The sequence below is a fragment of the Bacillota bacterium genome, from assembly GCA_013178415.1.
Lineage (GTDB): Bacteria > Bacillota > SHA-98 > Ch115 > Ch115 > Ch115.
On the sequence record JABLXA010000002.1, the window covers coordinates 163,691 to 177,581 of the forward strand.

Annotated in this window: 11 protein-coding genes and 1 other RNA gene; all 12 read right to left on the reverse strand. The window is 52.1% G+C overall.

Translation table 11 applies throughout. The annotated features are described in order from the left end of the window. Positions 1-2: 2 nt before the first annotated feature. Positions 3-482: a MarR family transcriptional regulator gene (locus HPY52_02125; protein NPV79063.1), complete on the reverse strand. Its 480-nt coding sequence runs from the start codon at positions 480-482 to the stop codon at positions 3-5. A gap of 271 nt (positions 483-753) precedes the next feature. Continuing rightward, a complete protein-coding gene (gene mnmA, locus HPY52_02130; protein NPV79064.1) occupies positions 754-1,896 on the reverse strand; it encodes a tRNA 2-thiouridine(34) synthase MnmA in 1,143 nt (380 codons plus the stop codon). Between the two features lie 70 nt (positions 1,897-1,966). Then, positions 1,967-3,313 carry a replication-associated recombination protein A gene (locus tag HPY52_02135; GenBank protein ID NPV79065.1) on the reverse strand — a complete coding sequence of 449 codons (1,347 nt, stop codon included), beginning with the start codon at positions 3,311-3,313 and terminating at the stop codon, positions 1,967-1,969. A gap of 46 nt (positions 3,314-3,359) precedes the next feature. Then, the gene (locus HPY52_02140) at positions 3,360-4,082 is read right to left on the reverse strand and encodes a tRNA threonylcarbamoyladenosine dehydratase (protein ID NPV79066.1); all 723 of its coding nucleotides are present in this window, start codon (positions 4,080-4,082) and stop codon (positions 3,360-3,362) included. Between the two features lie 42 nt (positions 4,083-4,124). Then, positions 4,125-4,312: non-coding RNA, 6S RNA (gene ssrS / locus HPY52_02145), on the reverse strand. A gap of 76 nt (positions 4,313-4,388) precedes the next feature. Next, entirely contained in the window at positions 4,389-6,224 is a 1,836-nt protein-coding gene (gene aspS, locus HPY52_02150; protein ID NPV79067.1) for an aspartate--tRNA ligase, read from the reverse strand. Positions 6,225-6,293: 69 nt separating this feature from the next. Next, complete coding sequence (locus HPY52_02155) at positions 6,294-7,586, reverse strand: histidine--tRNA ligase (protein ID NPV79068.1); 1,293 nt, start codon at positions 7,584-7,586, stop codon at positions 6,294-6,296. Between the two features lie 5 nt (positions 7,587-7,591). Next, positions 7,592-8,809 carry a tetratricopeptide repeat protein gene (locus tag HPY52_02160; protein NPV79069.1) on the reverse strand — a complete coding sequence of 406 codons (1,218 nt, stop codon included), beginning with the start codon at positions 8,807-8,809 and terminating at the stop codon, positions 7,592-7,594. Between the two features lie 153 nt (positions 8,810-8,962). After that, the gene (locus HPY52_02165) at positions 8,963-9,412 is read right to left on the reverse strand and encodes a D-tyrosyl-tRNA(Tyr) deacylase (protein NPV79070.1); all 450 of its coding nucleotides are present in this window, start codon (positions 9,410-9,412) and stop codon (positions 8,963-8,965) included. 40 nt (positions 9,413-9,452) lie between these two features. Beyond that, positions 9,453-11,555, reverse strand: coding sequence for a bifunctional (p)ppGpp synthetase/guanosine-3',5'-bis(diphosphate) 3'-pyrophosphohydrolase (locus tag HPY52_02170; GenBank protein NPV79071.1), 2,103 nt, complete (start codon positions 11,553-11,555; stop codon positions 9,453-9,455). 193 nt (positions 11,556-11,748) lie between these two features. Then, positions 11,749-13,476: a single-stranded-DNA-specific exonuclease RecJ gene (recJ, locus tag HPY52_02175; protein ID NPV79072.1), complete on the reverse strand. Its 1,728-nt coding sequence runs from the start codon at positions 13,474-13,476 to the stop codon at positions 11,749-11,751. Then, positions 13,473-13,877 (reverse strand): DUF1049 domain-containing protein, encoded by a 405-nt coding sequence (locus HPY52_02180; protein NPV79073.1) that lies wholly within the window; start codon positions 13,875-13,877, stop codon positions 13,473-13,475. The genes recJ and HPY52_02180 overlap by 4 nt, the downstream gene beginning before the upstream one ends. Positions 13,878-13,891 lie beyond the last annotated feature (14 nt).

Sequence of the window (13,891 nt, forward strand, 5' to 3'; positions counted from 1 at the left end):
GCCTACTCCTTTTTTGAATCCTTATCAGGTGAGAACATTATTTCGTGGAGTTTCTCAAGGCTTCGAACGAGCTGAACGCGCTCTGCGGATGACAGGTGAACTAGAACGCTCGATAGATAGATGTGTCTTCTCGCCAAGACCTCCTCCAGCAGTCGTCTGCCCTTATCCCTTATCCTGATCCTTACCACTCTGCGATCGAGAGGATCTCTGATCCTCTCAACCAACTCGGTTGCCTCCATCCTGTCGACAAGGTCCGTAATAGTGCTAGGGGCCAGATACATGCTCTCGCATAGTTCGCCCATGGATAGGGCCCCGTCCTTGAGGGCCAGGAGAGCATGAAACTGAGGAGGGGTGACTCCATAATCCGAGAGCGCCTCTTTGCCCTTCTTTCGAACCATCAGGCTGATTTCGCGAAGCAGAGTATCGACGTGAGCCACGGACTCCGAGGAAAGATCATCTTGTATCCCCGCTTCCCATTCCATTCAAATGCCTCCTTCAATACCTTCATGGCAAACGATGCAATCTCGGAAGGGTTGCCTCAGAAGGGTTTCATTCAAAGAAGGGGTATATTATTTCGTAATACGAAATTATCTGGGTACGAAATATTTTACTCCCATAAGAATCATAAGTCAAGGATTATCAAGGCATTCTCGGAGAATCATGGAGTCTTTTTGGAGAATTTCTGGAGAAGTGCTATAGCGCCATAACGACGCCATCAGCCAGGTGAAGTAGGTGAAGGCCGCAGCGCACGGCTCAGAGTCTCTTTTCGATGATTCCTCCGCCGAGCACAACATCGCCCGAATATAGGACAGCGGACTGGCCGGCTGTAACTGACCGTTGAGGTTCCTCAAAGGTGACTTTTATCCGATGTGTATGATGCCCTTCAGAATCCCGATTGCCACTATCCGCCGGGAGGTCGGCATATGGGGATACGATGGCCCAAACAGGCTCCGCGGTATAGCGGATTTTGACCTCTGCGCGGAGTGGCGCATTGAGCTCGGAAATAGCTATCCAGTTGACCTGGGTGGCAATGAGCCCCTCAGAAAACGCCTCTCGAACCGTGCCCACGATAAGTGTATTTGTAGCAGCGTCGATGTCAATCACGTAAAGAGGCTCACTGGCAGTAATACCAAGGCCTTTACGCTGGCCTATCGTGTAAAACCCGATACCGCGATGAATGCCGAGCACCTTTCCGCTCGAGTCCACAATCCGCCCCGGCCTTGCGACTCCTGGAGAATAAGTCTCGAGAAATCTCCTGTAGTCATCATCAGGGATGAAGCAGATTTCCTGGCTTTCGGATTTTCTCGCCACCCAGTCAAATCCAAGCTCCGCAGCTAACCTGCGGGTCCTGTCCTTGGTGAAATCTCCCAACGGCATGAGGGTGGATGCCAGCTGCTCCTGTGAGAGACCATAGAGGACATAAGTCTGGTCTTTTCGCCGATCTTCGGCCCTTTTCAGCAAATACCTTCCCCTATTCTCATCATACCTTATCCGCGCATAGTGACCAGTGGCAATATAATCGGCCCCCAATTCCCTAGCCCTCATTAACAAAAGCCCGAATTTCATCTCCTCGTTGCATCGTATGCATGGGTTTGGAGTCCGTCCCCTCTCGTACTCAGAGGCAAAGTATCTGACGACCCTCTTCTCGAATTCCTCTTCGAAATTGAGCACATAGAAAGGAATGCCGAGCCTGGCCGCCACCCGTCTCGCGTCCTCCACTGCGGCCAACGAACAGCAACTTCTCTCGGTATTCTCCTGTTCAGCTCCTGGTTCGGCCCATAGCCTCATTGTCACGCCTATGACGTCATATCCTTGCCTCACAAGAAGCGCGGCGGCTAGGGAACTATCGACCCCTCCGCTCATGGCGACAACGACTTTTTTCTTGCTCTTTCCCATCTCTTCTATTGGTTCGATGGTGCCGACTTCATTATTGGAATGCATTATTGAGATTAAGATAGTCTCCTTTCTACACCTCTTTTCGGGCTTCCCTCGATGTGCGGAGCAACCTTTCCTTGATAGCCATCTCTGAACTATTCTCCTGAGGCTCATAATATATCTTACCCACAAGATTGTCGGGAAGATACTGCTGGGGGACATAATGGCCGGGATAATCGTGGGGGTAGAGATACCCCTTACCATGGCCAAGTCTGGCGGCCCCTTTATATGATGAATCCCTGAGATGAATGGGCACTGGTTCGAGACGTTGATTTCTCACGTCGGCCTGAGCCTTTTCTATGGCAAGATAAGCGGAATTGCTCTTTGGAGCTGAGGCGAGGTATATGGTGGCCATCGCCAGTGGTATCCTTGCCTCTGGCCACCCAACGAAATCAGCAGCATTGGCCGCCGCCATCGCGATGACCAGAGCCTGCGGGTCAGCAAGACCAATGTCTTCGGCGGCCGAAATGACAAGCCTCCGCGCCACGAACCTGGGATCTTCCCCCGCCTCGATCATCCTGGCTAACCAGTAAATGGCCGCGTCGGGATCTCCCCCTCTGATGCTCTTGATGAATGCAGAAGCTGTATCATAATGGGCATCTCCGGCTCGATCATAGATGATCGATCTTCGCTGCACGGCATCTTGTATTATCTCAATGGTCAACTTTCTTACCCCGTCCGCGTCAGGTATCGCCGTATTGGCCGCTAATTCCAGAGCATTCAAGGCCACCCTCGCGTCTCCGTTTGCCACCTGGGCCATATAGATAAGCGTTTCATCGTCGACACTGATCTTCATGCCACCGAGACCACGCTCTGGATCCTCCAGCGCAATTCTGAGGATCTTCAATACCTCGTCATCAGTCAGTTGCCTCAACTGGATGATACGCGAACGCGAGACGAGAGGAGGATTTACCTCAAAGAAAGGATTTTCGGTAGTGGCGCCGATGAGGATCACGGTCCCATCCTCCACTGCGGGCAGGAGGGCATCCTGCTGAGATTTGTTGAATCTGTGGATCTCATCTATGAACAGAATTGTGCGCCTTCCAAGAGCCGACTTGAATTTGCCTGCGGTCTCCACGACTCGCCTGATATCTGCGACCCCAGCCGTCACCGCGTTGATCTGTATGAATTCACACCTGGTGGTATTGGCAATGACTCTCGCGAGAGTAGTCTTACCGCAACCTGGGGGCCCGTAGAGGATGAGGGAAGACAGCCTGTCCTGCTCAATGGCGCGGCGAAGAGGTTTTCCGTCGCCGATGACATGTTCCTGACCTATAAATTCGTCGAGAGTCCTTGGACGCAACCTTGCAGCGAGCGGGAGATCAAGATTCTGCCTGGGCTTGCTAACGGTGGCCTCACTTCCATGCTCACCCTTTATAGAGGACTTTCCTCCATCGCTCTCATCTAGAAAGGGGCCACTTCCGTCAAATAGGCTGCGATTCAATTTGATCACCACCTGGCAGGTCCCTCCCCAGGAGGTCTCTCACGACCACCGATGCAAGCACCATTCCTGCCACCGGAGGGACAAATGAAATACTCCCCGGGGTCCTTCCTACAACCTTGAGTGGCTGCTCAGCGGAAAGCACCACTTTAACGCCTGAAAGGATACCTGCCTTCCTCAAGAGGGATCTCACGGCCCTGGCCAGGGGACATGTGTGGGTGTCGGAAATATCTACTACACGAAACTTTGTGGGATCAAACCGATTTCCCGTCCCCATGGCCGAAACAACCGGCACATCCCTATCCCTGCACGCTTTGATTATAGCGACTTTGGCATTCACGTCATCAATAGCATCTACCACATAATCAATCTTCTGCTCCAGGAATTCATGGATATTATCACATGATACTTTGCTGCGTATGGGAATGATTTGAGCGCCCGGGTTGATATCTTGGAGCCTTTCTCTCATGGCTTCAACCTTTGGGATACCTAGGCTGCTCCTGGTGGCGACCAACTGGCGATTCAGGTTGGAAAGCTCGATGACGTCATGATCAACGATGGTGAGACATCCAATGCCAGCTCTTATGAGGGCTTCCGCGGAAAAAGAACCCACGCCGCCTAATCCAAAGACAATTACTCTGCTTTTTTGCAGTCCTCTGATTCCATCTTCGCCAATAAGAAGGGCCGTCCGGGAAAGCCACCCCAGGTCAGGTTCATTCAAGGCCCAGCCTAGCCCCCTCTAAATGCCAAAAACCCCACCGTGCCGTGTCGGCCGACTGTTTATATCCCTGCGCTCTGCAGGTGGGTGCCCTCCCGGCAGCTTTGCGCGTCCACTAAGACCCGAGGTGGCATGCGCTCCACTGCCGGAGACCAGGCTCCCGATGTGTCGGTGTTGGAACAAAACTGTCTAGCCCGCTTCGCACACGGTAGGGCATTTCATTTCTTTGCTCCGTAACGATAATATCATAAGACACTCATAATTTCAATATCCATGCACTTTCCATAGATCAACTCACATGGTTCGTATATGAAGTTCATCTAGTTGGCGCCGGGAAATTTCAGAAGGCGCTCCTGTGAGAAGGCAAGTGCCCTTCTGAGTCTTTGGAAAAGCAATTACATCGCGGATTGATTCCCTTTCCGCCAGGAGCATGATGAACCGATCAAGGCCAAAGGCTATGCCACCGTGCGGTGGACACCCGTAGTCGAGCGCCTCCAGGAGAAACCCGAACTTATCCTCTGCCTCAGCCCGGGAAATCCCGAGAGCATCAAAAATGGCTTCCTGGGTGTCTCGCCTATGATTCCGGATTGAACCTCCCCCAAGCTCCACCCCATTTAGCACGAGGTCATAGGACTGTGCCTTCACCGACAAAGGGTCTGTGGCGAGGAGGTCAAGACCACCTTCCACGGGGGAAGTGAAAGGATGGTGGACAGCCACATTCCTTCCTTCTTCTTCGTCATATTCAAGGAGAGGGAATTCTGTCACCCACACAAAAGCGAGCTTCCCCTCAGGTATCATGCCCAGGTTTTGGGCCAGATATATTCTGAGCCTGCCAAGAGATTCATTTACCACATCAACAGGCCCCGCCACGATCAGGATCAGATCACCCGGGCCTGCCTTGCATATACCATTGATCTCTGCTATTTGCTCTGGGCTCAGGAACTTTGCTATTGGAGACCTCACCTTCAGCGCGTCGTTTCTCTGTGTTTTCTTACAATCATCTGTAGCAGCGTCTTCTCCCGCGTCGATAACTCCATCAGGAGCATCCAGCGCGATCCAGGCGAGCCCCTTCGCTCCAAATTCTTTCACAAACTCCCCGAGATCATCGAGCTGTTTCCTGGTAAAGGCCGCGCCACCTTTTAGGGCTATAGCTTTTACCCGTCCGCCATGTGCTATGGCATCCCGGAAGACCTTGAACTCCCCTTTGGCGGCGACTTCAGAGATATCCTCGAGCTCCATGCCAAACCGGATGTCGGGCTTATCCTGACCATATCTGGACATAGCAGTATCATAGCTCATCCTCGGGAACGGGGTGTGGACCTTTACCCCCGTAGCTGCCTCGATTACGCTCGATATGAGGCCCTCCGCCAAATTCATGACATCTTCCCTGGTGACAAATGACATCTCGATATCCAGCTGGGTAAACTCTGGCTGGCGATCAGCCCTTAAATCTTCGTCACGGAAGCAGCGGACTATCTGAAAATATCTATCCATGCCCCCGGCCATCAAAAGTTGTTTGAAAAGCTGGGGTGATTGTGGGAGAGCATAAAACCTGCCGGGATTCACCCGGCTTGGAACCACATAGTCCCTGGCCCCTTCTGGAGTGCTACGAGTAAGCATAGGGGTCTCGATCTCCCAAAACCCCTGCTGATCCAAATACTTCCTGATCTCCATGCAGACCCTGTGACGAAGCTGTAAATTCCTCTGCATATCAGGACGTCTCAAATCCAGGTACCGGTATTTGAGACGCAGCGTTTCATCAGCATTCACATTCTCTACAATATAAAAGGGCGGAGTCTTCGAGGTATTCAGGACTTTTATGGAATTCGCATGTATTTCCACATTCCCCGTAGGAATGTCAGGGTTTACAGTCCCTTCCGGACGCGCAGAGACCTGTCCCTCCACCTCTATGACATATTCCCCTCTAAGTGTCTCGGCAACTTTGTAAGCTGCCGGCTCCTCGTCAGGGTTGAATACGATCTGGACTATGCCTGAGCGATCGCGGAGGTCTACAAAAATCAATCCACCGAGATCCCTCTTCCTATGGACCCAACCCGCTAGCGTTATATGTTCCCCGACGAGGGAAAGATTTACCGTTCCACACATGGCGGACCTGATGCTGGTAGCCATATGCGAGTCCGTGCATCGTTTCCTTGAAAGCGGCACATCATCTTTACAATTCGGTTTCATATGAAACAATCAACTCCTGAGGCATCTTCCTATTAATGCTTCCACTAGTCCATCGAAGGAAACACGCGTCTGCGCTCCAGTTGCCATCTCTCTGATAGTGGCCTCATTTGCTGCGATCTCGTCCTCTCCCAGGATCACCACATACCTGAACTTCCCTCTATCTGCGAATTTCATCTGTGCTCTCAGGCTTCTTCCCATATGATCGATGTCGGCGGAAACCCCTGCTCTCCGCAGATCAATCGCTGCCTTGAACGCTATAAGCCTGGCATCATCACCAAGGGCCGCGATGAATACATCAGGGCCAGAGACGCCCTCGTCGGGGGCTTTCCGCGCAGTCATGAGCTGGATGATCCTGTCCATCCCGGCGGCAAACCCTGCGCCAGGTGTAGGGGATCCCCCACACTCCTCCACCAGGCCATCATATCGCCCGCCGCCACCGACAGCATCCTGAGCCCCAAGATCCCGTGAGATCACCTCAAACACCGTCTTGGTGTAATAATCAAGCCCTCTTACGATCCTTGGATCAACAACATAATGAATCCCGGATATGTCCAGGAATCTGCTAAAAGATTGGAAGTGATCCCTGCACTCATCGCACAGATGGTCAAAGATATTCGCAACGTTTTTTGTAAGGTCCCGGCATTCTGGATTCTTGCAGTCCAGGATCCTCAGGGGATTTCTTGTGAGACGCCGCAGACAGTCTTCACATAGCCTGCCCATTACGGGTTCCAGGCCCTCTCTGATTGCATCTCGATATTTCGGCCGGCATTCAGGGCAACCAATGGAGTTCACATGAACTTCCAAATCCTTGAGGCCCATTCTAGACAAAATCTCGACGAAAACATCTATCAGCTCGGCGTCGATGGCTGGATCCTGTGCCCCGATGGCCTCGGCTCCGAACTGTCGAAATTCTCTATACCTTCCAGCTTGCGGCCGTTCATATCTGTACATCCTGCCGATATAATAAACCTTTATTGGCTGGGGCAGAGCATACATCTTATGTTCGAGGTATGACCTCACTACAGAAGCCGTTCCTTCCGGTCTCAGCGTGATGCTCCGCCCCGCCCTATCGAGGAAGGTGTACATCTCTTTCTCGACTATATCCGTGGTCTCCCCTATACCTCTTTGAAACAATTCAGTATGCTCGAAGATAGGCGTCCGGATCTCCAAGTATCCTGCGGCCTCCATAACACTACGGCAAACCCTTTCCAACTCGCGCCAAGGTTCAATCTCAGCCGGCAGAATATCCCTCGTACCTCGCGGCGCCTTGAATTCTTTCTGGCGTTCATCTGGGACACTCACGTCTTCTACTTCCTTCCTGTGCTGGAACTCGGGCTCGAAGCCGGGCTCGGGCTTGAAGTCGAATTCGAACTCGGAGACTGGCTCGCATTCGAACTCGGAGCCTGCCCTGAGCTTGAGCCTTGCATGCGCTCCAGGATCTTTTGGATCTCCTGGATCTTCGATGTCTCAGCCTTCACGTCGGCATCCCTGCCCATGGCTCTATAGGCAGATTGAATCCGGAAGTGCAGGAGCATATCAGTGTAAGACAAATCAGATGCCTTCTTGAGTTCCGCTGCTGCTAAATCCGGCTTACCAGTTCTGCGATAGGCCTCCCCAAGATAGAAATGGACATAGGGATCATCCGGAGCGAGCTTTACAGCCTGCTCGTAATTTCTTATGGCAGAATCCAGGTCGTTCTTCCGTTCATAGGCCAAGCCCAGATTCAGGTGATACTCAGCATTTTCAGGATCTCCATTTACGGCAGATTGGAAAGAAGCTATCGCCTTATCAATATCACCCTTCTGAAGGTTCATGAAGCCTTCTATCTGCCTATCATTGACTTTGATGTCAGCCTTTGCCTTCAGGTCTCTAAACCATCTGTCAAGCTCTTTGGCTTGGGCCTCAGTCAGAAGCTCCTTCCTGAGTCCTTCTTTGGCCTTGTCAAATTCAGGCCCCTTAGGTTCCTTCTTGTATTTTTCTTGATATGCTTTGGCTACGGCCTCGTCGGAGACCACAGCCTTCCCCTTCACCTTTTCGATCAACGCGTCAAGAGTAAGCTGCTCCCGGATGGCTTGGGTCAACTGCGGCACAGTGATTCCGGCTCTTGCAAGGGCGGCGTTGAATTCCTTTTCACTGGCGAATTGCTTCTTCTGTTCATCTAGTTTTGCCCTTACCTCCTTAGCAGGAACCTTGATCCTGTCCCTTCTCGCCGCATCATTCAATAGTGATCTAGTTATCATCTGATCCAGGACGGCAGAACGAATAGGACCATACATATCCAATGAAATGGTGGCCCCCTGTTCTCGCTGAGAGAGCAAGGTATTACGATATAGATTCTCAAAATCCACCCTTGATATAGGCTGCCCGTTTACGATTGCTATAGCACTTCCTTCTCCTTCTACAGGATGTCTGCTACCTAACCTGATCCCGGTATACAGGAGACTCCCAACGAAGGTAACGATAATGAATGATATGATGCCAGTTGCCACCCGCGACTTGGTTTTTTTACTGAATCCTCTAAACAAAAAAACCCCTCCCCTACTCTGCACCAGTTTATTGTATTGTTTTTCCAGAAGGATGTCAATGGATATCTCGACGGCGTCCCGGTGGCCCGTCTCGATAGCAAAGGAGCGCCCGGATTTCCCTGAAGTGGGATTTCTTTGGCGGCACGCCCCTTGCTAAAAGAGCCTCTTACTATCCAGGAGGATAGTAACAGGTCCTTCGTTGTGAATCTCGACAAGCATGTTAGCGCCAAATTCCCCTGTGTTGACCGCAAGACCAAGACTTCGCAATCTCTCCACGTAATATTCATACAGCGCCAAGGCATGATCCGGAAGCGCGGCATCCGAAAATCCAGGGCGCCTCCCCTTGCGACAGTCTCCGTACAAAGTGAATTGGGAAATAACAAGAACCTCGGCCCCGAGATCAAGAGCCGAAAGGTTCATCTTCCCATTTTCATCTGCAAAAATCCTTATATTAGCTGTTTTCTCCGCCAGATAATCCGCGTCTTCCTGACGATCGTCTCGTCCCACGCCTACCAGTACAACGAGTCCTCGCTGGATCGACGATGTGATCTGGGAATCAATACTTACACTGGCGCATTTTACGCGCTGAATTACGGCTCTCATGTCAAACCATACACTCTGGCCCGGCAAGAGCTCATGCACGTCAATTGGCAATCCGAATCGATCGCTCCGCCCTGTGTACGTCAAGGACCCCCTTCACGCGGCTGATACGGTTCATCACATTGTTCATATGCTCAACATCTTCGATATCAAGCACCATATTTACGAAGGCCATGCCATCAGGGGTTGTCTTAGCGCTCATGGAGCTGACGTTCGTCTTGACCTCTGCCACGGCGCTCATGATATTGGACAGAAGACCGACCTGATCCAGCGCGTCGATTTCGATCTCAACCGGATACGATGCCGCAGAGCCCAGATCCCATTCCACCGGTACCCTGCGCTCAGGAGCAGCGATCAATAGCCTCGCGTTGGGACAATCCGCGCGATGGATGGAGACTCCGCGGCCGCGGGTGATATAGCCGACGATGGGATCCCCGGGAACCGGATTACAGCACTTGGAAAGCCGGACGAGGACGTTATCCATCCCATCCACCTTAACCCCTTGGCCCTTGCTGACTGCTTTCCTTGGCAGCTGGGGAACCGGCTGAAGGACCTCCGGTTCCTTGGGCACCGGCAAGAGCGGCAAGATCTTTGTTATGACCTGCTGCGGCGAGAGCTTGCTGTACCCCACCGCGGCAAGCAGGTCGTCACTCGATAGGAATCCGAACCTCTTGGCTACATCAAGGAGCCTTTCCTCTTTTAGCACATCATGACCATCGATACCTTGTTTCTTTGCTTCCCTTTCCAGGAGTTCTCTGCCTCTGGGTATTATCTCCTGACGATGCCCCTCTTTGATCCATTGTCGTATCTTGTTCCGGGCCTTTGATGTCTTGACAAAGGCCAGCCAGTCCTGGCTCGGCCCATTTGCGACCTTAGACGTCAAGATCTCCACGATGTCACCATTTTGGAGCCTATAGTCAAGAGGGACGATCTTGCCATTTACCTTCGCGCCTATGCACCTACTGCCAATGTCAGTATGAACGTCATAAGCGAAGTCAACAGGCGTCGATCCGGCCGGCAAACTTTTGACATCGCCCTTAGGGGTGAAGACGAATACCTCATCTTCGAATAGATCGATCTTGAGGGTTTCGATGAATTCCTGGCTATCCCTCATATCCCTCTGCCATTCCAATAATTGCCTGAGCCACGCGATCTTGCGCTCAAATTCGCTGTCCTGGCGCTGTCCTTCCTTATACCTCCAATGGGCAGCAATACCATATTCGGCAGTCCTGTGCATTTCCCATGTGCGGATCTGGACTTCCAATGGTTCCCCAGCAGGACCGATCACTGTAGTATGGAGGGACTGGTACATGTTAGATTTCGGCATAGCAATATAGTCTTTGAACCTGCCAGGAATTGGCTTCCATAGATTATGCACTATTCCCAGGACCTCATAGCATTCCTTGACAGTATCTACCACCGCCCTTATAGCTATCAAGTCATAGATTTCCTCAAAGGAGCGTCCCCGTTTCGTCATCTTTTCATAGATGCTGTAAAGATGCTTTGCGCGACCCTGAATCTCGGCATGGATGCCCACTTCTGCCAGTTGCTTGGCCAGTATCGACTTAGCCTCTTCTATATATCCCTCGCGCTGCCTGCGCTTCTCCGCCACCTTCTCGACCAGGCTGTAATAATCCCCGGGCTGCAAATATCTAAAGGCCAGGTCCTCGAGCTCCCATTTGACCCGCCACATTCCAAGCCGGTGGGCAAGGGGAGCAAAGATCTCCAGAGTCTCCCTGGAGATCCTTTTCTGTCTTTCTGTGGGAAGATGGCGCAAGGTACGCATATTATGAAGCCTATCGGCCAGCCTTATGAGTACGACCCTGATATCTTTAGCCATGGCCAGGAACATCTTACGAAGGTTTTCAGCCTGTTGCTGCTCTCTGGTCATGAACGGGAACCTGCTGAGTTTGGTCACCCCGTCTACCAGGAGGGCGATTTCATCGCCGAATGCGGCCTTGATATCGTCCAAGGCAGTCTGGGTATCTTCGATGACATCGTGAAGCAGCCCAGCGGCAATAGTTGTAGAGTCGAGTTCCATTTCCGCGAGAATCTCCGCCACACCCAATGGATGAAAGATAAAAGAATCCCCCGAGTCGCGGTACTGTCCTTCATGCGCTTTCGCGGCGAACCAGTACGCTCTCATTATGATGTCTATATTACCATCAGGGTTATAGCTCCTGACTTTCTCGAGGACACTCTCCACCGTCGACCCCACAGACTATCCCCCTCAATGGCATTATATCTCATTCAACAGGGCCAGTCTAGCTCCAGGACGGATCCACAGTGCCAGCATTAGCGGCGACTCATCGCTTGACGAGCGACGGCTTCCGACCGACTCACCCTTGACTTGCGAGGAAGTCTTTTGCATTGAGTCTGACATTCCTCGTCCCATTCCATTCGTTGATCTCCGGACAAAATGCGATATCCAGGGTGCCACCGCCTAAGCGATAAAGGTCCTGAGCGCGGTCCCCCATGCCAAAACCAATTACATCCCTGATCTGGTCGCCATCCCCGACCCTCATCCTGATATGCTTCCCATCAGCGCCTATCTGACGGTACTCCAGCACCTTTACGTTTTTGACCGCCACTACGGGCGCCGGGTTACCTGCGCCAAAGGGACTGAGAAGCTCCATTTCGCTCGCCAGGCCCTCGCTTATCTCCTCAAGGCTCGCTACAGCGTCAACATAAAGCTTTGGCGGCCGGATCAGGTCCCAAGGGATCCTGGAGTCGGCAGTTTCCAGGAATCTCCTAGTGAAGACCCCGATATCTTGAGCACGTATCGTCAAGCCCGCAGCAAGCTCATGTCCACCAAATCCGATAAGGGTCTCCCTGCAGTCATTCAGGGCCTGGTAAAGATCGAAACCCGGTATGCTGCGACCTGACCCACGTCCCTCATCTCCGTCGATGGAAATCAGAATAGCGGGCCGATGGAATATCTCCACAAGCCGCGATGCAACTATCCCAATGACACCCGGATGCCATCCCTCCTGAGCTAAGACGATGGCCTTTTGTGACGACATGTCACCCTCTGTTTCTATCTTGGCCAGCGCTTGCTGGAGGATTTCAGATTCCACTGCCTGGCGCTCCTGATTGATCGAATTCAATGTCTCAGCTATTTGATATGCCTCATCAGGCGAATCTGTGAGAAAAAGCGATATGCCCAGTTCTGGGCTTGCAAGACGGCCTGCAGCATTGATCCTTGGAGCAAGGCCAAAGGCTACATTCCAACTCGAGATCTTTTTTCCAGACAGCCCTGATGTCGCCAGTAGAGCCGCCATTCCAGGCCTCTTCGCGGAGGATATGCCTTCAAGGCCATTTCTGACGATTACGCGGTTTTCTCCGAGCAAAGGCATCACGTCGGCTATGGTCCCAAACGCAGCCAAATCGAGATATTCAGAAATCATCGTCCCGTCAGTCAGATGGCCCGCAAGGGTTAGTTCTATTGCCCGCGCCAACTTGAGGGCAACTCCGACCCCTGCCAGATTATGAAAAGGATAAGCAGAATCGCGCCTCTTGGGGTTTATGACGGCCATGGCATCAGGCATCACATTGTGGGGTTCATGATGGTCTGTGATCACAAGATCCAGCCCCAGGTCTCGGCAGCGTCTTGCTTCCTCGAAAGCAGTTATTCCGCAATCGACTGTAATCATCAAGGAGACGCCATCGGCGGCAGCCTTCTCCACCGCATCCATATGCAACCCATAGCCATCTTCGAGACGATGGGGAAGATGATAATCAACATTGGCTCCAAACTGCCTCAGAAAGGATACAAGTAATGTCGTTGCGGTTATTCCATCTGCATCATAGTCTCCATGAATCCTGATCTGTTCTCCGCCTCGAATTGCGGTAGCCACACGCATGGCGGCCTTGTCCATATCTCTTAGCAGAAAGGGATTGTTGAGCTGACTCAAGTCAGGATTCAAGAAATTTCTGGCTTCATTGGCGTCAGTTATTCCTCTTGCGATCAATATCTGCGCAGTAACCGGAGAGACCCCCAGACTCTTAACCAGCCTATCAATAGCCTCCGGTTCTGCAGTATGAAAAAGCCACTCTCTCGTTTTCACAAATTGACCTCCTGATCAAAATGCCTTACGGATTTCAACTGAGCCCTGAGGCTGGCGACCTCTTGTTCGAGCCTGTCTATCTCCTGCATCATTTCCCCGGCATCCACCTCCAGCCTGCGCCTCTGTCCTTCAGACTGACGAAGCCGGAAGGTCAATCTGATTTGCCTCGCCAGCACCGTCAAGCCCATGATTGCCGCACCAGCAGCCGCAGATGTGAGTATCACCATAACGATAGATGTCTCGGCTTCCCACCTCAGGAACCTCACAGCTACAAGAGTAGGGTTCTGTACAGCAAATACGGCGACAAAGAGCCCGAAGACGAGCGCCGCGATCACATAAAAGACCACGCTACCGCCACCTTGCCTCAAAATATTATCCTGGACAACAACTCTATTCTGCACCAAATGCGCGGGAT

Coding starts and splice junctions, on each gene's coding strand:
- HPY52_02125 (NPV79063.1), bottom strand. CDS start 482: ATGGAATGGGAAGCGGGGATACAAGATGATCTTTCCTCGGAGTCCGTG.
- mnmA (NPV79064.1), bottom strand. CDS start 1,896: ATGGGAAAGAGCAAGAAAAAAGTCGTTGTCGCCATGAGCGGAGGGGTC.
- aspS (NPV79067.1), bottom strand. CDS start 6,224: ATGGCTACCAGCATCAGGTCCGCCATGTGTGGAACGGTAAATCTTTCC.
- HPY52_02165 (NPV79070.1), bottom strand. CDS start 9,412: ATGAGAGCCGTAATTCAGCGCGTAAAATGCGCCAGTGTAAGTATTGAT.
- HPY52_02170 (NPV79071.1), bottom strand. CDS start 11,555: ATGAGAGCGTACTGGTTCGCCGCGAAAGCGCATGAAGGACAGTACCGC.